The organism is Citrobacter sp. Cb031 (genome assembly GCF_030336725.1).
GTDB lineage: Bacteria > Pseudomonadota > Gammaproteobacteria > Enterobacterales > Enterobacteriaceae > Citrobacter > Citrobacter braakii.
In genome coordinates this window covers 89,494-113,328 of the sequence record NZ_JAOWDA010000035.1, presented here as the reverse complement: position 1 = coordinate 113,328, position 23,835 = coordinate 89,494, and the positions used below count along the sequence as shown (strand labels likewise).

The 23,835-nt window shown below is 47.9% G+C and carries 18 protein-coding genes and 1 tRNA gene; 2 read left to right on the top strand and 17 right to left on the bottom strand.

Annotated features, from left to right (window positions below; genetic code table 11):
- Positions 1 to 463: 463 nt before the first annotated feature.
- Positions 464 to 1,000 carry a GNAT family N-acetyltransferase gene (locus OGV93_RS22320; RefSeq protein ID WP_103928561.1) on the top strand — a complete coding sequence of 179 codons (537 nt, stop codon included), beginning with the start codon at positions 464 to 466 and terminating at the stop codon, positions 998 to 1,000.
- A gap of 228 nt (positions 1,001 to 1,228) precedes the next feature.
- Here OGV93_RS22320 and vexE read toward each other — a convergent pair whose 3' ends face one another.
- From vexE to actS, 12 genes are all read right to left on the bottom strand, one after another.
- Positions 1,229 to 3,211, bottom strand: coding sequence for a Vi polysaccharide transport protein VexE (gene vexE, locus OGV93_RS22315; protein WP_103928562.1), 1,983 nt, complete (start codon positions 3,209 to 3,211; stop codon positions 1,229 to 1,231).
- A 19-nt stretch (positions 3,212 to 3,230) separates the two neighbouring features.
- Positions 3,231 to 4,535: a Vi polysaccharide ABC transporter inner membrane protein VexD gene (gene vexD / locus OGV93_RS22310; RefSeq protein ID WP_016154310.1), complete on the bottom strand. Its 1,305-nt coding sequence runs from the start codon at positions 4,533 to 4,535 to the stop codon at positions 3,231 to 3,233.
- 22 nt (positions 4,536 to 4,557) lie between these two features.
- Positions 4,558 to 5,253, bottom strand: a complete 696-nt coding sequence (gene vexC, locus OGV93_RS22305; protein ID WP_016157403.1) for a Vi polysaccharide ABC transporter ATP-binding protein VexC — start codon at positions 5,251 to 5,253, stop codon at positions 4,558 to 4,560.
- A 25-nt stretch (positions 5,254 to 5,278) separates the two neighbouring features.
- A complete protein-coding gene (gene vexB, locus OGV93_RS22300; protein ID WP_016154312.1) occupies positions 5,279 to 6,073 on the bottom strand; it encodes a Vi polysaccharide ABC transporter inner membrane protein VexB in 795 nt (264 codons plus the stop codon).
- Between the two features lie 8 nt (positions 6,074 to 6,081).
- Positions 6,082 to 7,149 carry a Vi polysaccharide ABC transporter protein VexA gene (vexA, locus tag OGV93_RS22295; RefSeq protein WP_101700197.1) on the bottom strand — a complete coding sequence of 356 codons (1,068 nt, stop codon included), beginning with the start codon at positions 7,147 to 7,149 and terminating at the stop codon, positions 6,082 to 6,084.
- Positions 7,150 to 7,194: 45 nt separating this feature from the next.
- Positions 7,195 to 8,931: a Vi polysaccharide biosynthesis glycosyltransferase TviE gene (gene tviE, locus OGV93_RS22290; protein ID WP_103928563.1), complete on the bottom strand. Its 1,737-nt coding sequence runs from the start codon at positions 8,929 to 8,931 to the stop codon at positions 7,195 to 7,197.
- Positions 8,931 to 11,426 carry a Vi polysaccharide biosynthesis protein TviD gene (tviD, locus tag OGV93_RS22285; RefSeq protein ID WP_103928564.1) on the bottom strand — a complete coding sequence of 832 codons (2,496 nt, stop codon included), beginning with the start codon at positions 11,424 to 11,426 and terminating at the stop codon, positions 8,931 to 8,933. The genes tviE and tviD overlap by 1 nt, the downstream gene beginning before the upstream one ends.
- A 29-nt stretch (positions 11,427 to 11,455) precedes the next feature.
- Positions 11,456 to 12,496, bottom strand: a complete 1,041-nt coding sequence (gene tviC, locus OGV93_RS22280; protein ID WP_094168628.1) for a Vi polysaccharide biosynthesis UDP-N-acetylglucosaminuronic acid C-4 epimerase TviC — start codon at positions 12,494 to 12,496, stop codon at positions 11,456 to 11,458.
- 2 nt (positions 12,497 to 12,498) lie between these two features.
- Positions 12,499 to 13,776 (bottom strand): Vi polysaccharide biosynthesis UDP-N-acetylglucosamine C-6 dehydrogenase TviB, encoded by a 1,278-nt coding sequence (gene tviB / locus OGV93_RS22275; RefSeq protein WP_016157409.1) that lies wholly within the window; start codon positions 13,774 to 13,776, stop codon positions 12,499 to 12,501.
- A 257-nt stretch (positions 13,777 to 14,033) separates the two neighbouring features.
- Complete coding sequence (locus tag OGV93_RS22270; protein ID WP_046274927.1) at positions 14,034 to 14,561, bottom strand: Vi polysaccharide biosynthesis protein TviA; 528 nt, start codon at positions 14,559 to 14,561, stop codon at positions 14,034 to 14,036.
- Between the two features lie 1,242 nt (positions 14,562 to 15,803).
- Positions 15,804 to 15,877, bottom strand: a tRNA-Gly gene (locus OGV93_RS22265).
- A 79-nt stretch (positions 15,878 to 15,956) separates the two neighbouring features.
- The gene (actS, locus tag OGV93_RS22260; RefSeq protein WP_046274955.1) at positions 15,957 to 16,715 is read right to left on the bottom strand and encodes an amidase activator ActS; all 759 of its coding nucleotides are present in this window, start codon (positions 16,713 to 16,715) and stop codon (positions 15,957 to 15,959) included.
- A 166-nt stretch (positions 16,716 to 16,881) separates the two neighbouring features.
- Between actS and idi the strand changes: the two genes are divergently transcribed.
- Positions 16,882 to 17,430 (top strand): isopentenyl-diphosphate Delta-isomerase, encoded by a 549-nt coding sequence (gene idi, locus OGV93_RS22255; RefSeq protein WP_080859191.1) that lies wholly within the window; start codon positions 16,882 to 16,884, stop codon positions 17,428 to 17,430.
- Positions 17,431 to 17,515: 85 nt separating this feature from the next.
- On the opposite strand, the gene lysS is transcribed toward idi, so the two are convergent.
- The 5 genes from lysS to xerD all read right to left on the bottom strand — a co-directional run bounded on the left by lysS (position 17,516) and on the right by xerD (position 23,731).
- Positions 17,516 to 19,033: a lysine--tRNA ligase gene (gene lysS / locus OGV93_RS22250; protein ID WP_005123357.1), complete on the bottom strand. Its 1,518-nt coding sequence runs from the start codon at positions 19,031 to 19,033 to the stop codon at positions 17,516 to 17,518.
- Between the two features lie 9 nt (positions 19,034 to 19,042).
- A protein-coding gene (gene prfB / locus OGV93_RS22245; protein WP_100250065.1) for a peptide chain release factor 2 occupies positions 19,043 to 20,141 on the bottom strand; the annotation gives its coding sequence in 2 pieces (ribosomal slippage) (positions 19,043 to 20,065 and positions 20,067 to 20,141; 1,098 coding nt in all).
- A gap of 217 nt (positions 20,142 to 20,358) precedes the next feature.
- Entirely contained in the window at positions 20,359 to 22,092 is a 1,734-nt protein-coding gene (recJ, locus tag OGV93_RS22240) for a single-stranded-DNA-specific exonuclease RecJ (RefSeq protein WP_049269301.1), read from the bottom strand.
- Positions 22,093 to 22,097: 5 nt separating this feature from the next.
- Positions 22,098 to 22,811 (bottom strand): bifunctional protein-disulfide isomerase/oxidoreductase DsbC, encoded by a 714-nt coding sequence (gene dsbC, locus OGV93_RS22235; protein WP_103928566.1) that lies wholly within the window; start codon positions 22,809 to 22,811, stop codon positions 22,098 to 22,100.
- 23 nt (positions 22,812 to 22,834) lie between these two features.
- Complete coding sequence (gene xerD / locus OGV93_RS22230) at positions 22,835 to 23,731, bottom strand: site-specific tyrosine recombinase XerD (RefSeq protein WP_016154346.1); 897 nt, start codon at positions 23,729 to 23,731, stop codon at positions 22,835 to 22,837.
- Positions 23,732 to 23,835: the final 104 nt, after the last annotated feature.

The following is a 23,835-nucleotide window of genomic DNA, read 5'->3' as shown; positions in this document are numbered from 1 at the left end:
GGTCGATAAAATGAAATTAAAGGTACAGTCATAAGCAGAACTAAGTACAGTAAAAACTCAATAAAATCAAATAACTTCTTGACCTATCCTTGAAATCTACCAAAATTGGTATTTTGGTATCCGCCATAATACGTGCGCGAAGAATTGTGCATTGCTCAACTCGCTAATGTATTTACCAACCTTGCGTATTATTGACAGTATCAACCCCACTCACTTTACCCTTACAATTTGAAAGCTTATTTACATTGAAAATAATTTATATACCCTAAATAATTCGAGTTACATGAAGGCGGCAAGTGAGTAAATCCCCAGGAGCATAGCGAACTATGTGACTGAAGTGAGCTAGCGTAGCCAACGCACATGCAGCTTAAAGAATGACGGGTATAGACGCATAATTTTTTGCACTTACCTTCTCTCCAGCCTTTGAGGTAATTTGGACAAAGATGCCAATGGGAGCTGGTCAATGAAAATCGTTAACGCTGAAAAAAAACACATCCCCGCCATACGCGATATCTACGCCCATCATGTTATTCACGGTACCGGCAGCTTTGAAACTGACCCGCCGGATACCCGCGAGATGCAGGATCGTCTGGAAAAAATCCGCAGTCTTGGACTGCCGTGGGTTGTCGCATTGCAAGAAGATAAGGTCATCGGGTATTGCTATCTCACCCGCTACCGCGAGCGTTATGCCTATCGCTATACCCTCGAAGATTCGATTTATATTGACCCGACGGCACAGCGTCAGGGGGTGGGAAAAGCGTTGCTACGCCATGTAATTGAGTGGGCTGAAACGCAGGGTTATCGGCAGTTGATCGCTATCGTCGGCGACAGCAATAATCAGGGATCGCTGAAAGTCCATCAGCAGGCCGGATTTACGAAAATAGGTACGCTGACGAACATTGGATTCAAGCATGGGCTCTGGCTTGATACGGTATTAATGCAACGCAGCCTGGGCAAAGGAAACAGTACGCTACCAGCAGATTTCGATGCCGCTATTTAACATTGCTAAGGGATGACTTCAGGATACTGTCTTCTGGTAATCCTCAGACAAACAGAACCACAATCAGGTATAACGTAGTTATTAAATAATTCTCCATTTTTCAGCTCGTTAGAACGAAAAAAGCACCCGAACGTTAATGAACGGATGCTTTCTAAATAGAATAACTCAGTTTTACTTAGCGGGCGGCCCCGCCTGGTGCGCCAAAGGCATCGCGGGGCAAATGTCTTTTCAGCCCGAAGATGTTTCATCCCTGCGCGTGATATTTCGCCAAATCCCCCCCGACAGTCTCAGATTTTCAGGCCCGCTATTCAGGATTTGGGTTACACATTTCAGGTAATTGTCTTTCCAGCGCTCAATAAAAGAAGACTGGCTTTCGAACCTCTGCGGATCGACCATTTTCTCCAAAACAAAATGGATGCGCCCGTCTCGCCACACCGGAACACCAAATACGGTGGGTAGGTGCATTTTCCAGGCAAGTCGAGAGCAAAAGGTGGAGTAGGTAATCTGCTGGCCGAAAAAGTCGATAGTCGGCGCGCTCAAATTCAGCGCGCCGTCGATCGCCACAACAAGCGACTGCCCACGATGTAAGGTCTGTATGCAGGCCCTGACCACGTCCGCTTCGCTTTTGTCACTAACCGAAATCAACCGCTCACCGTAGCCCCCTTTGAGCACGCCAGGCGTGGAAGCCACCCATTTGCTGTTCATTTCCAGCAAGGAGAGGATCATCGGCCCGGCATACATTGCGCCCATATGAGCCGATACAACAATGCAACCACGCTTATCGAGCTGCAGCCGTTGGAAAAACTGCTCGACATGCGATATATCGGCCAATCGGTACATCGGTTCGTCGGCCTGCTCTCCACGGCATTCAAGCCAGTCGAGGAGATAATTATCGGCAAGATACCCCCACTTCGCCCGGCGTTCCCATTCATCGCGCTCGATACCGGACTGTCTGCCGGCAACTTCCCATGCCCAGTCAAGGCGCTCAGGCGGTAGATTAACGGCAGATATTTGCCCATCAAGCGCCAGCAGCCCCTCTTCGAATGACTGAGGCAGATGGCTTGCTCTGGCCTGAATATAGTGCTCAAAGACGCTTTCCGCTTCGCTTGTTTTCCCCGCCTGTAACAACGCCGCCGCGGCATAACGGTTCCATTTACTGGTCGCCCCTTTTTCCCTTGCCAGTTGTACAAACTCATCGCTGGCAGCAGCGTATTGCCCAACCTGGCGCAGTGCTCGGGCATACATGGCTCTGACATAAGGAAGATCAGGATGAGTCGCGAGCGACTGCTGCAGTAACGGAATGGCTTTCTCATTCTGACCCGTTCTGATTAAGGCATCGGCATACAGGGTCACGATCCGTAAATTATCAGGGTTAAAATCCAGGGCATGACGCCAATGCTCAGCGGCCTGAAGCTTCGCTTCCCGGCTGCGACCGGATTGATAGTAGGCAAGCCCCAGGCTACGACGCAGCGCCGCACCATCCAACCCACGGGCTAATGCGGACTCCCCAGTCTGAATGGCTTCCTGATATTTACCGACAGCGCACAGCGTATCAACCGCCAGCCCCGCCGACTCCTGGCTTTCTAACGCGAAGAAAGGGAGCAATGCGCGGGCCAGGTCATGATCTTCTGGTAGGCGGCTTTTATTTAAGAAACGGAGGCAGGTCTCAATCATATCTCCCCGCGGGGGAACTTCCTGCGCCTGTGTTCTGGCCAACGAGATTGCCTGTAACTCTTTATCCACCAGCGTCAGGCTGCGCAGATGGAGGGCAAAAATTTTGCTATTGCCCGAAAAAGCGAGCCATGCCCGCTCGGCTAAGTCAGCAACAGTCGCATATTGTTTACTCTTAAGCAGCACGCTTGCGACCAGCAGGACATCCTCCGGCTGGCACACATTCACCGCCAGCAGTTTGTTAACCACCTGTAGTACAGCGTCCCGATGATGTGATGCCAGCGGCGAAATAACCCAGCGTCGCAATAAATCACGGCTATTCTTTGCCGTCAGCACACGGTCGGACAACAAAGTCAGCGCGGCATCTGTTTCATCTTTACGCAAACACGCGATAGCGAAGAGAAGAATGTTTTGCTCATTTCCAGCACTATCTCGTACTTTTTCGGGATGCTGACCGAAATAGTGACATAGCCCCTCCCAATCCTCTTGTTTGAGCAGGGTGGTTGGCGATATTTTTTTACATGTAGAGTGCAAGCTCATCGTATTTCCTTACTCCGCCTTATTCACGCATCCGCCTGATGGTTATCAGGAGAGAAGTCACCAGGTACGCGATGCCCAGCAACACGAAGAACAGTAACCACTTTGTTCCATCGGCATAGCGAGTGGTGTCAGACACCACCATCGGTTGAGAAATGATCAGCAAATACCGTCTCTCACGTAGCGCTTGAAGCTTCCCTTGCTGTAAGGTCTGCAAGGCAGATTCCCAGCGTGTTTTGGCGATCTCACTCTGCAGGCGAAGATCTTCAAACAGGGACAGACTTTCTGAAGAACCTTGCGACCCTAACTTATTTGACAGGCGGTTACGTTGTTCGCCGATCTGCTTTTCCAGGACCTTGATTTTGGCCGACAGGCGAGGAATAAGGGGGTTCTGATCCAAACCATTAGCCATTAATTGCGCGTATTCCGCTTTCGCCTCCGCCAACTGCGTTTCAAAGCCAGCAATTAATTGATAAATCGCGGTCACGGTTTCCTGCGGTTCAATATCTTTCTGTATATGCTGTATTTTTAGCAATTCAAGCCGAGCGGCCCCCAGATTTTCCTGGGCCGATTTAACATCGTTTTCCAGCCATAAAATCCGTTCCTGCTGCATCCGCGCTGAAACGGTATTAACGTGCTGTTCAGCAAAAGCCAGAATGCGCTGGGCAAAAAACTCAGCCTGTTTCGCACTCCGCGCCTTGACGTTTAAACGCAGCATGCCCTGTTGAATATCGACAGCAACCGAGACTTTCGATAAATAGTAACGATAAGGATCATCATTAATACCCAGCGGCGCGTGGTAGCGGGAAAATAATGCGATATCGTCTTGCGCGAAATAAGATAAAAAACCGAGCTCTTTTTCCATCCGCTCCATCATTTCTTTCGAAAGTATAAACTCGCGAACCTGAAAGCCTTCCGACATCTCATTGCCTGCACCAAAGAAAGCTGTTCCAGAAAAATTATCCTGGCTGGCATCAGTTTGCACAATAAAGGTGGCATCCGCGCTATAAAAACGCGAAGTTAATAGCCACGACATAAGCATAATAACCAGCAGCGGCAAAGCAATATAAAGAAAGAGCCGACGTAGCGATTGTTTGGCTTGCTGAACACGTCGCTCTTTAATAACCAATGACGCTCTACGGACGGAATCAGCATCCGTCGCGGACCACCCGGCGTCTGGGCGATGATGACTTTTCGCATCGGCCGTTTTTTCCGTCTGGCGAAGGGAGCGTTCATTCTCTTTTTGTTGTAGTCGCGAGGCTCGGCTTTCTTCTGCTACCTTCGCCCTTTCCTCTTTCCATTTTTTAATACGTTCTGAATTTTCCACACTCTATCCGTATATTTTCTAATTATATATCAAAGGAATAATCATCAGTTTGAATCGTCGCCTGATTTGACTGATATTGTTCAAAAAGCGCAGATGCCTGTGCTAAATCTTCACACATCGTAATTTTTCCATGCAGCAGTACGCCAAACGCATGACAGTGTTCTTTAATAAGCCGAGGGTTGCGCGTTAGCACAATCAACCCTTTCTGTTGCAGCTCATAAGCTAGCGCCGCCTGCATACGCAACTGTGTAGCATTATCCCCGGTGTACAGCTTGTCATCGGCAATATAAAGGCGGCAGGGAAGCAGTAAATTAATGGCAAATGCCAGATGCGCTTTCATCGTGACAGAATATTCACTCACCCTGTCGGTATAGCGCTGTTCAAGCTGGGTCAATTGATAGCAGAAATGTGAAAATTCATCGCCATCCAGGCCATAAAGACTGGCCATCATGCGCGCATTCTCTTCGCCGGTTAACCCCGGCAGAACAAAAGCATTTGCCCCCAGTGGGAGCGCATCACCCCGTAGCCCAATAAAATCCCCTTCATCAGGAGCATCTATACCGCACAGCAATCGGGTTAGCGTCGTTTTGCCTGAACCAGGGGCCGCCAGAATACCGATATGCTCATGGTAATCCATGACAAAATCTGTTTTATCAAGGACCACCCGCGGGCCCTTATCAGACTCAAAATAGCGTGTACAACCTAATAAACCGAACACGAACGCGTCTCTCCTGAAGCTAAAGTCAGTGATTTTCAGTGTCACAAATCAGGTGAAAAATGATGCCCGCGAGGAATAACGTTGCGGAAAATGCCAGAGGGTAAAGAGGTTCAAGGTACAAGGAGTTATACCCCTCAAACATTCCTTCTCTGACTATCTCATTAGCATGAAGTAGAGGGTTCCAGCTGAATATGCTTAATAATGAATAGGGCAATTCATTCGCCGTATAAAAGACAGCTGAAATCAAAAACATCGGTCTTAGCACTACAGGAACGGCTTTGTAGACCAGCGGAAACCGTTCAGACAGTGCGTCACAAAAGTAACCAAACGATAATCCCAGAAGCCATGCGATAACCATCCCTTCAAAAATCAGGATCGGTTTCTGGGCTTCCCAACGGGAAAAGATAAGAAAGTTAATTAATGAAACAATAATATAAATGATAACCGCATTAACAAATTCGACTGCGGCAAGAGCAAAAATCACATGTCTTTTCTTAACCTGCGAGACAACCGCCAACGATGTAAAGAATGAACGGGTGCGCATGGTTGCGGTAATGGTATAACGAAATAACAGATACGGTAATATACCTGCAATAACAAAGCTGATATCGTCAGTGAATATTGGCACGGTGCGATTTAAATATTGAAAAGAAATAACGGTAATGGTTATCCATACCAATGGTACGGCCAGCACCATCATATAGTTTAGCAAATTACCGTTATAGCGTGTTTTGATATCGCGTGACATTAACAAAATGATTAACTCACAGACGGTAATGAGTTTCATAAAATAATAAGTATTATTTTTCAAAATATTCATATGGCGCGTTAGAAAGAATTAGAGCCGCGGATCAAAAAGCTATCGAATGCGGCTTTCACCTTAGCGAAATCAGTCAAGGAGGCGTTCGAGATATAGATAACATCGCCGTCTTCCACCCGCATGGCCTGTGCTAAAAACACCGAGTCAGGTTGGCTCATATCGACATGATAGATATTCAGCTTACGCATCTGCTGTTTCGCTTGCTCCGCTTCGTCATGCTTGTACAGAAAAACCGCCTGCGGATCGGCAAGATTGTCGTTTAATCCTTTCGCCAGCGCCAAAGCATCCACTACGCTGGAATGACGCTGAACCAGAGCATGTTTTCCCTGAACACCCGCCGCGCCGAGCACATTAACATACTCGGTCACTTGACGCAGAGTGATACGGTCATCCGGCTGTAAGACAATATCCAACCCGGGATACTGATAAATATCTGACAGTCGCGCGTTGAAATAATGCTGCTGGCGCGTCACGTGAACTTCCATCATATCTGCGCTGGTATTTTCTACTGCCGCCGCCGTTGCCAAAAAATGACTAAGACGATTCATACTCTGTTCGAGAGGGTAGCGACCCGTTTTCCCGCTGCCCTCGACCGTCACCATGGCTCCGGTGCGGGCGGTAAGCGTCACCAGCACCTGAGGATTCAGGACAACGCGCGAAAGTCGCTTTCTGATCTCTTCAGCCAGTTGTGTCACATCCAGCCCGGTAACCGGAATGATCCCGGCATAAGGCACCTGAACGATATTACCGTCAGTCACAAGAATATTTTCAAAATCCGCCCGGTCGCCGCTCACGTTATTGGATAAATACCCCGCCCCGCCCGAGGATAAAATAGTGATATGCAGCACATCGCCTTTAGCCAAAGATGTCCAGTGCCAATTATTTTCGGCAAAGACCGGATCGACAATAGTTTTCGGCACAGTATCGGCATCACTCAGTTTTAATGTCGGCGTGACTTCGACCAGATGATAATGAGGATCGTCCTGATTAATCAGGCTGGATTTAAATACCGCCCTGGGAATAGTGCATCCCGAAAGCAGAAAAAACGTCGTTAATAATATAATAATTTTTTTCATAACTTATTTTATAAATGAAATAGCTGAAAAAATGCTGCCCATTAATTAACGAGGCTGAGAGGCAATGGTTTGTACAAACGTTCCCACCATATGTTCCACGGTGAAGCGTTCTTGTAAAAATGACTGCGTCTGTTGGCAAATACCGGTTCTGCTGCGCCATAAATTGACCAACTGTTCTGCATAGCGGCAAGCCTGGTCAAGATTGACCGTCTGTGCATCATCAAGAATGAAACCCGAAACACCCTCAATAAAGCATTCTGCCGATCCACCTGCAGGGGTTGAAATCACCGGCACCCCGACCATTTGTGCTTCAATGAGCACATTGGGTAGCCCTTCATAACGCGAAAACAAAATGAATACGTCCATTTTTTTCAGCCAATACCCCACGTCACGCGAGACGCCAACGAATAGTATTCTCTCCAGAATCCCCAACTGTTCGGCGCGTTTCTGCGCTTCAGCGCGCAAATCACCATCGCCTACCAGCACAAAGCGTGTGGCGGGGTGGTGCTGTAAATAGCGTGCTGCAAAATCAATCCATGCAAAAGGGTTCTTATCGCCTACAAAGCGGAAAACGCCACCAATAGTCGTGTCCGCATCCTGTGTTTTTTGCGTAAACTGCTGCCAGATTTTATGTGGCACCTCAGAAGAGGTTTCGGTAGATGGCGGTAAGACGCCGTTATATACAACCTGGAAGTGCTTCGCCTCCAACTTTAGCCAGTCGGCATAATGGTGGGTCACACAATGGTTGTTACTCATAAAATCAACGCCAGGCACGACCGCCAGCGCCTGGTAGAGAGGCTCATATTCCGGCTTGAACAGACGCTTTCTCACCACCGGCGGTAAGCCACGTAATCCCAGTTGAATTCTGGGCACGCCAGCAATCAGCGCTGCAAGCGCAATCATCAGACAAGCGCCATCCTGCCAAACGGAGAGATAATCCAGCTTGCGCTCGCATAAGTGGGGGACCAGATGCTTGATACCGTAGTTACACACCGGCGGCAGATGAGAGAGCAATAAGCGCAACTCCGGAGATTCTATTGTCGCATCGTCAAAGAAGTTTCCGGTAATCTTCGCGATTTCAAGCACCTCGACCTGTTCTTCCAGCACTTCTTTCAGGAAAAAGTCTTGCCTGAGTTCCGGTGCCAGGGAGCGAATAATGAGCTCTACCGGCTCTTCTACTTTCAGGCCGCCAATTTTCCCCTGTTGCCGATATTTTCTGGCGATCTCAATAGCCAGCCTGGAAATCTGACGCTCTGCACCGCCGCTACCTAGCGAGCCTGTACAGAGCGCAAGGCGACCAAAAGATCCGACGGGAAGCTGCCGCGGCTGACGATTTCGATAGAACAAGATGGCATGCTTCATTGCAATAATACGGGTGTTGGTTCCCACAGGGATCGCTTCCCCTTCAAGGCGTTCAAGCAAATCGCAGATCTTATTTATTTTGCCTAAATAATTGTTATATTTTTTCTGCACGCCGGTGCTAACCTTTTTAAGAATTAGCTGCGCATCTTTGGCTAGCCCCGTATTATATAAACGACGCGCATACTCATAACGAGCTTCATCATTGTTTTGTGCAATCAGCGTTTCGTAGAGCGCGTATGCACGCGCCGTTTCATTGAAATCATGAAGAAATTCTGCTTTTTTTAGCATCGCTAATGAAGTTAAAGCCTCAGCCGGTAATTGACTGTCAATTAACGCAACAGCTTGCGCAAGCTTCTTCTCTTTTTTCAATGTTAAAAGCGTTTTCCCTAGCGCAGCTAAATTTTCTTCCTGCGTAATCATTACGACTTCCCTGATGTATTTTTTTGTAATGCGGTTATGCAGGTCGAGATCTGCCTTGTCACCGGCTCCGTTGGTCCATTCACTTTCTCCAGTCGCTGCCAATACTGCAAAGCCTGGGTGTAGTCGCGTAAATGCATTGCGTTTAATGCGGCATATTTCAAGGCATAGGCATTTTCGCTATCAAAAACGAGTAATTTTTTCGCATAATCTAGATGTTCATAAGACGCGATAGTGCTACCGCCATCCTTCAGTGACTCATTAAATAATCTGATAATTTGCTTATATTCACGCATCAGGCGAGAAACATCAGGATCAATTCGTTTCAGGCTAATCAATACAGACAATGCTTCATCCAGACGCCCTTCAGTTTTCTTCTGGCGTACATATTTAAGGGCTCTGGTTGCAACATTGCGACACTCTTTCTCAAACAACTCGTTCATCGAGGCATTCTGGAATGATGGAGAAATGCTCATGACGTTAGCAATCAAATCAATGAGGAACGGAATGTCGTTAATATGACGTATACTGCGTAACATAATCGACTGCAGGCTGGTAATATTCGAATTACGAATCAAGGTCATATGGGCCAACGTGCACGCGTCTTTCCAGGCACCAAGATTCACCAGCGTTCTTGCACAATATACGGTGCTAACGGGATCGAACTCCAGAAGCGGCCACACTATTTTCGCCCCTGCCAGGATATTTTCATAATCCTCACGCTCATACATTTCTCTTAATTTCTCGCGCCATGCCATTTTAACTTCATTATTAAAGCGAGAAATACGTGCATGGGGATAAACCATAAATGCAGAGTAGCTGTAGACCAGCGAAGTACTCAGTGAGACAAAATCATCAACCGAATGTAGCGACAGCGCAGTATTGTTCCATGCCTCAAAAACGTCGTGGAGTTTATCTTTATACGAGGTGCTAAGCGCCTGATGATAGCTCATATTCTTGATACAGAAAGCTGTGCGGATAACGAGACCGGTATCATGAATCGTCGACAATACCGTCAGCGCAAATTCTGACTCATGGCGGAGTAGCTGCTCGAGCGCATGCATGAAAATCAATTCATCACTGAATTTGATTGCCAAAGATAACGCTGTTTCCATAAACGCATCATTTAGGCGCTGCGATTGAATGCCGGCATGGAAAGCTTCGGAGAATGCGTTGCCATCATTGAAATATTGCGTGCTGCTCAGGAAATTAACCCATCCGCTTTGGGTTTCAGGATTTAATAACAGTACACGTTTCCAGTATTGATATGACTTATCAAACAGATGTAAAGCATCGGCTGAGCCGGCGGCAACGGTAAGGACTTCTTCATCTTCAATTTCATTGGAAAGCATCATCTCGGCCGTCGATAAGGCTTCCCGCCAACGCGCTAATCCATGTAGAGACCTCAGCCGACAACGTAATGTACTGTCCGTCGTACCGATAATTTTCTCAACATCACTAATATCCTGATAAGCCTGTTCATAATAACCTAAACGGCTGAAGATTACGGACCGAAGTTGGATTAGAACAGGCTCTTGCTGCTGATTTCTTAATGCGGCAAAAAGTTGCTGTGATGCAGTAATAATGTCGCCATCGGCAAGCAGCTTAGTGATCGATAGGGTAATCTCACGTATTTGGTCCTGTTTCTCTTGTCGCCCCTCATCAAGATGATGATTAGTATTATTGATCACTCCCTTAAAAATAGCCGCAACGATCGCGTCACCAAACATGTCGGTATAATGAGTAAGATCGTCGCCATTTTTTTCCAGGGCTCTTTTCTGTCCCCACTTTTCCATCAAATTTGTCGGATTAACGCAGGGAATATCCATCCTGGTGGCGATGGTCTCGACATTTTTAATCAATCGACTGCGGGACTGAATGACGGTTCCAGCACGAGTCACGGCATCAACATGGGTCATAAACATAACGCGATCGCGACCAAGAAGCTGAACGATTTCCATCATGTCCTGTTCGATAGCATGCTCATCCATCTGCTCAACATTGATATTGCTTAATAAGGCACGATCGTCTTCCGACATTCCGGCAAAACAGGGATCGTCTTTGAGATAGGCCAGCAGTTTGTGTTGATTTCCTTGCGTGGCCAGCGACCAGTACACACGCGCCCGCTCTGTTTGGCTAAAAAACTCATAGAAATGACGAGTTAAATAATTTATTTGTAAGCAGAACCCATAGGCCATAATCTTCTTCTGACTTGAAATCTCAACGATATAGAAATCAGAACGACTATGAACGTCGGTGTTTGAATAATTTACGGCAGGTCTAAAAATAAAAGGCCGGACCTTTTCAGGAATATCTATCAAGCCTAAAATAAAACGAACCTGCTGTAATGCCTCGCTGCTCGTATGCGTAAAACCATATATCCTTTTAAAATTAGCCTTGAAATTAAAATAAGGCTGAGCTCGTTTTACCGGACTCACAATACGGCAACTACCAATGGCTGTAAGCGTAAACATCCCTGACGATTTCATTAAATTCATCCACGTGAAAGGAAAGTGAGTAGTTTTACTCAGGAATACAAAGCAGTCTTTTTATCGATATACCATTTTAGAGTCTGCTTAAGTCCTTCTTTGATATCAAACTCAGGCTCATATGAAAGAAATGTTTTTATTTTGGTAATATCTGCCTGACTATGCTTAACGTCACCGTCACGAAAATCTTTATAAATTGGTTCAGCACTAATTTGTTCGTCCCGCCATAAATTCACCCCATCGCGGATGAGATAATAAAGCTCATTTAGCGAAGTTCTGTCTCCAACAGCCACATTATAGACTTTATTTTTTGAGGTTAAATCATTAGTCGTTGCTGATAATAAATTGGCCTGAATCACATTTTCTATATAGCAAAAATCGCGGCTTGTTGAACCATCGCCATTGATATAAATTGGTTCATCTTTAAGAAGCGATAGTATCCAGCGAGGAATGACTGCAGAGTATGCTCCGTTAGGGTTTTGGCGGCGGCCAAATACATTAAAGTAGCGCAGGCCAATAGTGTTAAAATCATAGCTGCGAGCAAACACCTCGGCGTACAATTCATTGACGTATTTTGTAACCGCATACGGGCTTAATGGCCGGCCGATCCGGTCCTCAATTTTAGGTAAATCGGGATGGTCACCATAAGTACTACTGCTTGCGGCATAGGTGAAACCAGATACATGTGCATCTCTCGCCGCCGTCAACATATTTAAAAAACCATCAATGTTAGCGCTATTTGTCGTGATAGGATCCTGCAAGGAACGTGGTACGCTTCCCAGAGCGGCCTGATGTAAAACGTAATCGACATTCTCACAAACAGCCTGACAATCGGCAAACGACCGGATATCCCCATGAACAAAGGTAAACCGCGACCATTGTTCTTCACTGACAGCGGCACGCACATCCTCTAAATTATGTTGATAGCCAGTTGAAAAGTTATCCAACCCAATTACTGTTTGATTTAAATAGAGTAGTTCTTCTAATAATCCGGAGCCGATAAAACCTGCTACGCCAGTAATAAGCCAACGTTTTGGTTCAAGAACGAGTTGTATTTTTAATTCATCATAGGCTGTCATGATTATAACCTCACATCTGACTGCTCAGGCGAAAGGATATACTTCAAATCATAAAGCACATGTTTATCTTTTCCAAAGCCACGAATATCAGTACTCCCCATCTTCTTAAACTGCTCATGGCCAACGGCAACAATAATGGCATCATAAGAAGCAGCCTTGATTTCCGATACAGGTATAATCCCATATTCCTCTTCGACTTCCTCAGCATCCACCCAAGGGTCAAAAATATCAACATTACAGCTGTAATTGCCCAACTCTTTTACAACATCGATAATGCGGGTATTCCTGATATCCGGGCAGTTTTCTTTAAAGGTGAACCCCAGAATCAGAACGTTAGAACCCTCAACATTAATTCCTTTTTTGATCATGGCTTTGATCAACTGTCCCGAAACATAGTTACCCATATTATCGTTCAGTCGACGACCCGCGAGGATAATTTCCGGATAGTAACCGATGCCCTGAGATTTATGAGTGAGATAATAGGGATCGACGCCAATGCAGTGACCACCAACCAGTCCCGGACGGAATGGCAGGAAGTTCCATTTACTTCCCGCTGCTCGCAGCACGGCTTCAGTGTCAATCTCTAATCGGTTAAAGATAATCGCCAATTCATTTACCAGCGCGATATTGAGATCGCGTTGGGTATTTTCAATCACCTTTGCCGCTTCCGCGATCTTAATGCTTTCCGTTTTGTACGTTCCTGCCGTGATGATCTGTCGATAGATCTCATCAACCAGACAGGCCGTTTCTGCAGTTGAACCTGAGGTAATTTTCTTGATAGTTGTCAGACGATATTTTTTATCGCCGGGATTGATGCGCTCTGGGCTATATCCGACAAAGAAGTCTTTGTTAAATGTCATCGCTGACATACGCTCAAGGATCGGCACGCATTCTTCTTCAGTACACCCTGGATATACCGTAGATTCATACACCACGATATCCCCCGGCCTCAGTACTTTGCCAACAGTTTCACTTGCCATAATCAAAGGGGTGAGATCTGGTTGCTTATAATCGTTGATCGGCGTCGGGACGGTAATGATGTAAAAATTGCATTCTCTGATTTCATCAATTGATGAGGTAAACGTCAGATGGCGAGCATCACGTAGCTCTTCTTCTGTGGTTTCGAGATTGACATCGATCCCTTCTTTTAGCTCGAGTATACGTTTATGATTAACATCAAAACCAACCACCTGACGAATTTTCCCAAATTCAGCAGCCAATGGTAAGCCAACATACCCGAGTCCAATAATGGCAATTTTTACATCATCTTTGCTGATCATTACTGATAAGTCCCTTATTTAATAATTATTAACTTTAAATAAATCCCAGATGTTTTCTGGAACGCTACCGCCCCTGACGTTCTTAGCCAGCGTATCTATTCTTATCGAAATCACGACAGTTTCTAGTCTAAGCAAGGCTAGAAATTTTATATTTCCTAATTTTAGTTAAATGGAAGTCGTATGCAGTATCCGTTCTAAAACAACAATTAAAGATCGGATCTTTAATTGTAATTCTTAATGAGAAAACGCATAGCATTTTATTCTGGCAATAGAAGATATCGAGGGTCTCGCACGCCAAATTTAAGGGCAATCTCTTTTCTCCAACGATACAATGTTGACGGCGAGTTCATAAATCTATCCTGAAGTTCCTCCATACCGCTTTCGGTTAAGAAGTACTTCATCTTCATGATATCTTTGTTGCTAATCTTAAAGTTACATTCCCTTCGCCCTGCCGTTATCTTGTCACCATTTCGTCGATATAGGCTTATTTTCTTAATCATCTCCGACACAGATGTTGAGGTATCGAAAACAGCAATAACATTTTTGATATTATCCAGCCAAAAAAGAGCCAAAGGCATCAACCGTGAGCTGGAAATGATGATTATGATTTTATTGATATTTTTATTCCGTGAGAAAAAAACCAAGGTGCTACGTAAGCTATATTGATTAAGATTCACGAATAAATAATTTCTTTCGTTTGTAATCAGTGACATTTCATCAATAACACTAGCGACACCACCCCCAAAGTAAATATCATTAGGTGGCCAGAAATGTTGATACTTCATGAAGCCTCCATAACCTCAAAAAACTCTATTTCATCCATGGAAAGGTAAGTGTGTACTTTTAAGCACACCGACCCTCTAAAAAATACCTAACAATCGAGTAATTGATTTTATTAATATTGCTAAATACATGAGATGAACTTTTACACAACAAGGATGTGATATCAACCCCTCGCCATTCATAGCTAAAAGCTATCAATCACTCATTCTTAGATTTGAGTTACTAATGGATACCGGCATTTCAATACGATTATTGGTTGTATTATTAGCACCACCTGTGAAACCGCACTTTCATCTTTTATTCAAAATGAGAAAATTCTCAAAACACAATGAAACATTTTCTTACAAATTACCAGCATACATACTGTGGTTAAAGGTAGCCTGACTGAATTGTCACCCATATATCTACCTTTAAATTCGTAGCTATACCGTGTGAGATTTTAATCAGTACAACTGAAGTCTATCTAACTATATTTGCTATATTTTTCAACAACAATGACAGAATATACACAAGGCTAACGAGCCCCCCGGCATAGCAAGCATTCAAAATGGTACAAAGTACTAAACTAACTCGTATATTTTTGTGTATCTACATAATTTCGTGACAGGATAATGAGAACAAAACTAGTCACCTTAAGAAATTATTACTAATGATAAAACTACTGAAGATATTTTTAACAAAATAGATGTCCACCATGTTTATCCAGGTAAGATCCTACCAAGTCTAAACCATTTAAAACCTGTTACTACCGATTAGAGAAAATTGACCTACAAAAAGAATACATTACTTATTTATGAAGAATGACCAATCTTATATCGTGTTCAAAAAAGATAACTATTGAATTATAATCTAACAATTAACTACGTGACCTATATTAGCGTTGATATATTTTCAGACAGACAATCAAACATACTCCTTAAAATTTCTTAAATAAATTCAATTGATTGATAGTTGATTTTTTGTACCACGGGAGAAATGCGATATTTAAGACACCAGTATCGCGAATTGTAAGGATTAACCAGCATATACAAAGCTCTACTATCCGAGAGCGTCAAAGATTTCTCTTTGGCCCCTGTGGATAGTTAGTTTCATATGAGGTATCTCCCGCCAGGGGGGGCCTATCGTCTCCCACAATCGCTTTAGCCTGCATAGTCGTGCATTGAGTCTGTCTGACCGTTAAACAAAGAAACACATTGAGATTACGAAGGATAATTGAATCAGGAGAGTCAGTGAGAAGTAAGTCGTGGAGCGGGCGAAGGGAATCGAACCCTCGTATAGAGCTTGGGAAGCTCTCGTTCTACCATTGAACTACGCCCGCATTGGAGTGCGTAAGGGATTATAAACCTTACGCTCTTCTTGGCAAGGGACTAACTGACTGACTGGCGATTAATTCACCGTCAGCATTTTGGCTTACTGCCCTTTGGTGGCAAATAACGCAGCGGATCGATAGCCGTCGCCCGATAGCGGATCTGGAAATGCAGCCGCACCGTGGTCGCATCCGAGCTGCCCATCGTCGCGATTTTCTGCCCGGCTTTCACGTTTTGACCGTTGTTCACCAACATGGTGTCATTATGCGCATACGCAGTGATGTAGTCCTCACTGTGCTTAATCATAATGAGATTACCGTAACCCCGTAGCTGATTACCGACATAAACCACCTTCCCGGCTCCGGCGGCATAAATCGGCGTACCGCGCGCAGCTGAGATATCAATGCCTTTATTGCCGCCGTCCGCGGTTGAATAAGGCAGAATCACTTTACCGCTGGCAGGCCACTGCCAGCAACGCTGTCCGACCGGTGGCCAGGAGGACTGCGGTACGGACGAAGATGGTCTGACCGCCGCCGTTTTGGTTGAGGATTTCGTCGTTGTTTTGCCAGAGCCTGAACTGGTTTTCGCGCCGCCGCTGACCTTCAGCTTTTGCCCCACTTCAATGGTATAGGGCGGTGAAATATTATTCAGGCGTGCAAGCTCTTTTACGCTGGTCCCGGTGGCGCGCGAAATACGGTATAGCGTATCTCCCCGCTTCACGGTATACACGGAGCCGGAATAACTTCCTGTATCAGACGACTTGCTCCCGGAACAGCCTGCTAACAGCAGACCGACACACAGCAGCATCGCGATACTCAGGCCATTTTTCTTCAGGCGTCCTGCACTCAAAACAATACCTCGCAACATTTTCAGACGCTTTATCATAGCAGCCAGAAACCGGATGCCAAATCATATCGCGCAACGAAGCGTCGACTCTGGCATTTCACACCCTCTGTTAATCATTCTGACTTAATAAAGCATATAATGTGAATGCTTAAGATTGATGGTGGACGCTATGCGACAGGAACATGTCATTTTATTGAATGAGCAGGGCCAGCCCTGTGGAACACTGGAAAAGTATGCGGCGCATACCGCCACAACCCCCCTGCACTCTGCTTTCTCATGCTGGATATTTAACGAGCAGGGTCAACTGCTGGTCACCCGCCGTTCGCTGCACAAAAAAGCCTGGCCAGGCGTCTGGACCAACTCTGTCTGCGGTCACCCGCAGTTGGGTGAAAGCACCGAAGCCGCTATTATCCGCCGGGCTTGCTTCGAGCTGGGTGCAGACATCGACTCACTCAGCCCCGTGTATGCTGATTTTCGTTATTGCGCCACGGATCCGAGTGGAATAGTGGAAAACGAAGTATGCCCGGTTTATGCCGCACATATCGTCAGTGAGCTACAGCTAAACCCAGATGAAGTGATGGATTCCCAGTGGAGCAATCTTGAGGATGTTTTAAGCGGGATTGACGCGACGCCGTGGGCTTTTAGCCCGTGGATGGTAATGCAGGTTTCTGACGTTAAGGCGCGAGAGTTACTGCGTAAGGTTGCCAACGGGAATTGATTGCCTGACGGGGCTACGCTTATCAGGCCTACATAACGCATCGTAGGCCTGATAAGGCATCAGCCGCCATCCGGCATTTCACATATTATTTAACCGGGCGCATTGCCGGGAACAGGATTACGTCGCGGATAGTATGGCTGTTTGTGAACAGCATAACCATACGGTCGATACCAATGCCCAGGCCCGCAGTCGGCGGCAGACCGTGTTCCAGAGCGGTAACATAGTCTTCGTCGTAGAACATCGCTTCGTCGTCACCTGCATCTTTGGCGTTAACCTGATCCTGGAAACGCTGCGCCTGATCTTCTGCATCGTTCAGCTCGCTGAAGCCGTTACCGATTTCACGTCCGCCAATGAAGAATTCGAAGCGATCGGTGATTTCCGGATTTTCATCATTACGACGCGCCAGCGGAGAAACTTCTGCCGGGTACTCGGTAATGAAGGTCGGTTGAATCAGGTGCGCTTCTGCAACTTCTTCAAAGATTTCGGTCACGATACGGCCCAGACCCCAGCTCTTCTCAACTTTGATGCCGATAGATTCCGCAATCGCTTTTGCAGAATCGAAGTTATCCAGATCGGCCATGTTGGTTTCCGGACGGTATTTCTGAATCGCTTCGCGCATCGTCAGTTTTTCGAACGGCTTACCAAAGTCAAAGACTTCTTCGCCGTAAGGCACTTCAGTCGTTCCCAGAACGTTCTGCGCCAGCGTACGGAACAGCGATTCGGTCAGTTCGATCAGATCTTTGTAGTCCGCATAAGCCATGTAGAGTTCCATCATGGTGAACTCTGGATTATGGCGAACAGAGATGCCTTCGTTACGGAAGTTACGGTTAATTTCGAATACGCGTTCGAAACCGCCAACCACCAGGCGCTTGAGGTACAGTTCCGGCGCGATACGCAGGTACATGTCCAGATCCAGCGCGTTATGATGGGTGATAAACGGACGCGCTGCCGCCCCGCCAGGGATCACCTGCATCATCGGGGTTTCTACTTCCATAAAGCCACGACCAACCATGAACTGACGGATACCAGCCATAATCTGTGAACGCACTTTAAAGGTATTACGGGATTCATCGTTAGAGATGAGGTCCAGGTAGCGTTGACGATAGCGCGCTTCCTGATCCTGCAGACCGTGGAATTTATCCGGCAATGGGCGCAACGCTTTCGTCAGCAGACGCAGCTCGGTGCAGTGGATAGACAGCTCACCGGTCTTGGTCTTGAACAACTTACCTTTCGCGCCGAGGATATCGCCCAGATCCCATTTTTTGAACTGCTCGTTGTAGACGCCTTCCGGCAGATCGTCGCGAGCAACGTACAGCTGAATACGGCCGCCAACATCCTGCAGCGTAACGAATGATGCTTTACCCATAATACGGCGGGTCATCATACGGCCAGCAACGGATACCTCAATGTTCAGCGCTTCCAGCTCTTCGTTTTCTTTCGCGTCGAAGTCAGCATGCAGTTGGTCTGAGGTATGATCGCGACGGAAATCGTTCGGGAAGGGGATCCCCTGCTCGCGCAGGCTCGCCAGCTTCTCACGGCGCGTTTTCAGTTCATTGTTAAGGTCGGCTACCGCGTCAGCGCCCTGTACGTGTTGTTCAGACATGTTGGTTCCTCATAACCCTGCTTTCAAACTTGCTTCGATAAATTGATCCAGGCTGCCATCCAGCACCGCCTGCGTGTTGCGGGTTTCAACCCCGGTACGCAGATCTTTGATGCGGGAGTCATCAAGGACATAAGAACGAATCTGGCTACCCCAGCCGATATCTGATTTAGTATCTTCCATCGCCTGTTTCTCGGCATTCTTCTTCTGCATTTCCAGTTCATAAAGCTTCGCTTTCATCTGCTTCATGGCCTGGTCTTTGTTCTTGTGCTGGGAACGGTCGTTCTGACACTGCGTCACAATCCCGGTCGGGATGTGGGTGATACGCACCGCAGATTCGGTACGGTTAACGTGCTGACCGCCCGCACCAGAAGCGCGGTAAACGTCAATACGCAGGTCCGCCGGGTTGATATCGATATCAATATCATCGTCAACTTCCGGGTAGACAAACGCAGAGCTGAACGACGTATGGCGACGACCGCCGGAGTCGAATGGGCTTTTACGCACCAGGCGATGTACACCGGTTTCGGTACGCAACCAACCGTAAGCATATTCGCCAGCAATTCTGATGGTCACGGATTTAATACCCGCCACTTCACCTTCAGATTCTTCAATAATTTCAGTCTTAAAGCCGCGCGCTTCAGCCCAACGCAGGTACATACGCATCAGCATGCTTGCCCAGTCCTGTGCTTCCGTACCGCCTGAGCCAGCCTGAATATCGAGATAGCAATCTGCGCTATCATATTCACCGGAGAACATACGACGGAATTCCAGCTGGGCCAGCTTATCTTCCAGCGTATCAAGTTCTGCTACGGCTTCGTTAAAGGTTTCTTCGTCGTCGGCTTCTACAGCCAGTTCCAGCAGGCCGGAGACATCTTCCAGGCCCTGGCTCATCTGATCAAGCGTATCAACGATGGCCTCAAGGGAGGAACGCTCTTTACCCAGCGCCTGCGCGCGTTCGGGTTCGTTCCATACGTCCGGCTGTTCCAGCTCGGCGTTTACTTCTTCCAGACGCTCTTTCTTGGCATCATAGTCAAAGATACCCCCTAAGAACGTTAGAGCGCTCCGTGAGGTCCTGAATGCGGTTATTTACCGGATTAATTTCAAACATTGTCTGATTTCTTTTATTGGACTAGTCAAAATGCGGTTATAAGAGCGGGATTGTAACTAATCCACACCCTTTTTTATAGCGAATATACACATCATCCTTCAAGCTGCCTCTTTGTTGGCTGCGCGATTTCGCCCCAGTCACGTACTACTCATACGCTCATGGAGACTCATCCACTTGCCGCCTCAATGCAGCTTGAATGATTTTGTGTAAAGTGACGCTAAAGTGGCCAGATATTATCGATTATAATCTGCAGGCTGCGGTTGCCGCGAAACTCATTAATATCCAGTTTGTAGGCAAGCTGAACTTCGCGAACACCGTTATCCGGCCAGCAGGTGGTATCAACGTTAAACGCAATACCGTCCAGCAACGGTCCACCACCGACGGGCTCCACCATCACCTTCAGATGACGCTCACCGACCAGACGCTGCTGGAGCAGACGGAAATGCCCGTCAAACAGCGGTTCCGGGAACATTTGTCCCCACGGTCCGGCATCACGCAGCATTTGCGCGACCTCCATGGTCATCTCCGCCGCGCTCAGAGCACCGTCTGACACCACTTCGCCCTGCAGTAAGGCGGGGTCCAGCCACTCGGTTACCAGTTCACCGAAACGCTGCTGGAAACGCTCAAACTGCGCCTCTTCCAGCGACAAACCCGCCGCCATAGCGTGACCGCCAAACTTGAGGATCATACCTGGATGAAGAGTGTCCAGGCGCTCCAGCGCATCGCGCATGTGCAGCCCCTGAATCGAGCGCCCGGAGCCTTTCAGCGTACCGTCACCGGCCGGGGCAAACGCAATTACCGGACGGTGAAAGCGCTCTTTAATACGCGATGCCAGAATCCCCACCACTCCTTGATGCCACTCGGGATGGTACATCGCCAGACCGCCCGGTAGCGTATCGCTACTGCGCTCCAGCTTTTCACACAGAGTCAGCGCTTCCGCCTGCATACCCTGCTCGATCTCTTTACGCGTCTGGTTGAGTGCGTCCAGCTCATTGGCCAGCACGCGTGCTTCACCAATGTTGTCGCACAGCAACAGCGCCACACCAACGGACATATCGTCCAGACGCCCCGCTGCATTCAGCCGTGGCCCGAGGGCAAAACCTAAATCACTGGCAGCCAATTTGAGTGGGTCGCGATTGGAAATCTCCAGCAGCGCTTTTATACCAGGGCGGCACTTTCCGGCACGAATACGGCTTAAGCCTTGCCACGTCAGAATGCGGTTATTGGCATCCAGCGGGACCACGTCGGCCACCGTGCCAAGCGCAACCAGATCGAGCAAATCCGCCAGGTTCGGCGGCGCAATTCCTCGTTCATCAAACCAGCCTTTGTCACGCAGGAAGGTGCGCAGCGCCAGCATCAGATAGAAGGCCACGCCAACGCCAGCCAGCGATTTAGACGGGAATTCACAATCGTGCAGGTTAGGATTGATGATCGCTTCAGCGCCCGGCAGCGTGTCCCCAGGCAGATGGTGATCGGTCACAACGACCGGGATCTCCAGCGTTCTGGCATGTTCAACACCCGCGTGGGACGAGATGCCGTTGTCGACGGTGACAATCAACTGAGCGCCCCGGGCATGGGCCTGATCAACGACTTCCGGGCTTAAGCCATAACCGTCTTCAAAACGATTAGGCACCAGGTAGTCCACGTTACTGCAGCCCAATGCGCGCATCGCCAGAATGCTGAGCGCGGTGCTGGTCGCGCCATCGGCGTCAAAATCGCCGACCACGATGATTCGGGTTCCTTCGCGAAAAGCGTTATAGAGGATTTCAACCGCTTTTTCGACACCGTTCAAATGCTGCCACGGCAGCATGCCTTTCACACTACGCTCAAGCTCCTGCGCGCTGCGCACGCCGCGGCTGGCGTATAAACGGCGCAGCAATGGCGGCAAGTCGGCAGGTAGCTCGGCGGTCTCGTCGGCTTCACGCCGACGAAGTTGTATCTGTTGTTTCACGCGAATTATTTACCGCTGGTTTGTTTTGCATGTGCGTCGAGGAATTCTTTCATCTCTTTCGGGCCCTGATAGCCAGGCACTACATAGCCATTGCTCAGCACAATCGCCGGCGTACCGCTGACGCCAAACTGTACGCCCAGCGCGTAGTGGTTAGCGATGTCCACATTACAGGCCGCAGGCTTCACATCTTTGCCAGCCATGGCGTCGTCAAAGGCTTTGTTTTTGTCCTTCGCACACCAGATAGATTTCATATCCTGCTCGGCCTGACTTTCCAGCCCCTGACGAGGGAAGGCCAGATAGCGTACGGTAATCCCTAACGCATTGTAGTCTTTCATCTCTTCATGCAGCTTGTGGCAGTAGCCACAGGTGATGTCGGTGAAAACGGTAATGACGTGTTTTTCCTGCGGCGCTTTGTAGACGATCATCTCGTTTTCCAGCGCGTTCAAATGCTTCATCAGCAGTTGGTTGGTGACGTTTACCGGGCTTGCACCGCTCACGTCATACATCGGTCCCTGAATAATATGTTTACCGTCTTCGGTAACGTACAACACGCCGCTATTGGTCAGTACAGTTTTCATGCCCGCAACCGGAGCAGACTGAATCTCGGTACTCTTAACACCCAGCTTCGCTAATGACTGGCGAATCGCCGCATCGTCTGCATGTACCATGCCGGAAAACGCCGTCGCCAGCAGGGTGAACATCATAAAACGTTTTTTCATAACCTATCCTTTCCTGTCAGCACTCACGCTCGCGGGTGATGCTGTTGATGTAGTTGCCGCAAGCGCTCCGTTGCGACATGAGTATAAATCTGCGTTGTCGAGAGGTCGCTATGCCCCAGTAGCATCTGCACCACGCGCAGATCAGCGCCATGGTTGAGCAGATGTGTGGCAAACGCATGCCGCAGAACGTGCGGGGACAGCTTTTCGCTGTCGATTCCAGCCAACACAGCATAGTGTTTGATACGATGCCAGAAGGTTTGACGAGTCATCTGTTGCGCCCGCTGGCTGGGAAACAGCACATCTATTGATACACCGTTGAGCAACCACGGACGCCCATGCTCCAGGTACGTTTCCAGCCAGTACACCGCCTCCTCACCTAACGGGACAAGGCGCTCTTTATTACCTTTACCGATCACCCGAACCACGCCCTGACGCAGGCTGACGTCACTCATCGTCAGCCCCACCAGTTCAGACACGCGCAGGCCTGTGGCATACAATACTTCCAGCATGGCTTTGTCGCGAAGTTCCAGCGGTTGTTCTATCAGCGGCGCCTGCAGAAGTCGTTCGACCTGTGCTTCGCTGAGATCTTTGGGCAGACGCTGCGGAAGTTTAGGTGATGCAAGCGAGGCGCTGGGGTCATCTTCGCGATATTTTTCACGGTACAGATGCTGAAAAAAACGCCGCATTGCACTGAGCAAGCGTGCGGAACTGGTGGCTTTATATCCCCCATCCATCCGCTCAGCCAACAATGCTTGCAGGTCATCACTCTGCGCGGTCGCAAGCGAGGCGCCGCGGTGATGTAGCCATTCAACAAGCATGGTCAGATCGCGACGATACGCACTTAGCGTGTTTTCCGCCAGATTTCGTTCCAGCCACAGGGCATCAAGAAACTGCTCGATGCGCGCCAGATCCTGTTCCACTCGCGCCCCTTATTTCACTCTCATTTTTGATGCATTATGCCTCATTGTGCCGAGAATGCGGCGATTCTGTTACACTACCCGCAACGCTACAGCAGAATTGAGAT

What these genes read in the sequence shown, in the direction of transcription:
- OGV93_RS22320 (WP_103928561.1), top strand. Translation starts at nt 464, where the DNA reads ATGAAAATCGTTAACGCTGAAAAAAAACACATCCCCGCCATACGCGAT.
- vexE (WP_103928562.1), bottom strand. Translation starts at nt 3,211, where the DNA reads ATGAGCTTGCACTCTACATGTAAAAAAATATCGCCAACCACCCTGCTC.
- vexB (WP_016154312.1), bottom strand. Translation starts at nt 6,073, where the DNA reads ATGAATATTTTGAAAAATAATACTTATTATTTTATGAAACTCATTACC.
- vexA (WP_101700197.1), bottom strand. Translation starts at nt 7,149, where the DNA reads ATGAAAAAAATTATTATATTATTAACGACGTTTTTTCTGCTTTCGGGA.
- tviE (WP_103928563.1), bottom strand. Translation starts at nt 8,931, where the DNA reads ATGATTACGCAGGAAGAAAATTTAGCTGCGCTAGGGAAAACGCTTTTA.
- tviD (WP_103928564.1), bottom strand. Translation starts at nt 11,426, where the DNA reads ATGAATTTAATGAAATCGTCAGGGATGTTTACGCTTACAGCCATTGGT.
- tviC (WP_094168628.1), bottom strand. Translation starts at nt 12,496, where the DNA reads ATGACAGCCTATGATGAATTAAAAATACAACTCGTTCTTGAACCAAAA.
- tviB (WP_016157409.1), bottom strand. Translation starts at nt 13,776, where the DNA reads ATGATCAGCAAAGATGATGTAAAAATTGCCATTATTGGACTCGGGTAT.
- OGV93_RS22270 (WP_046274927.1), bottom strand. Translation starts at nt 14,561, where the DNA reads ATGAAGTATCAACATTTCTGGCCACCTAATGATATTTACTTTGGGGGT.
- idi (WP_080859191.1), top strand. Translation starts at nt 16,882, where the DNA reads ATGCGACAGGAACATGTCATTTTATTGAATGAGCAGGGCCAGCCCTGT.
- lysS (WP_005123357.1), bottom strand. Translation starts at nt 19,033, where the DNA reads ATGTCTGAACAACACGTACAGGGCGCTGACGCGGTAGCCGACCTTAAC.
- dsbC (WP_103928566.1), bottom strand. Translation starts at nt 22,811, where the DNA reads ATGAAAAAACGTTTTATGATGTTCACCCTGCTGGCGACGGCGTTTTCC.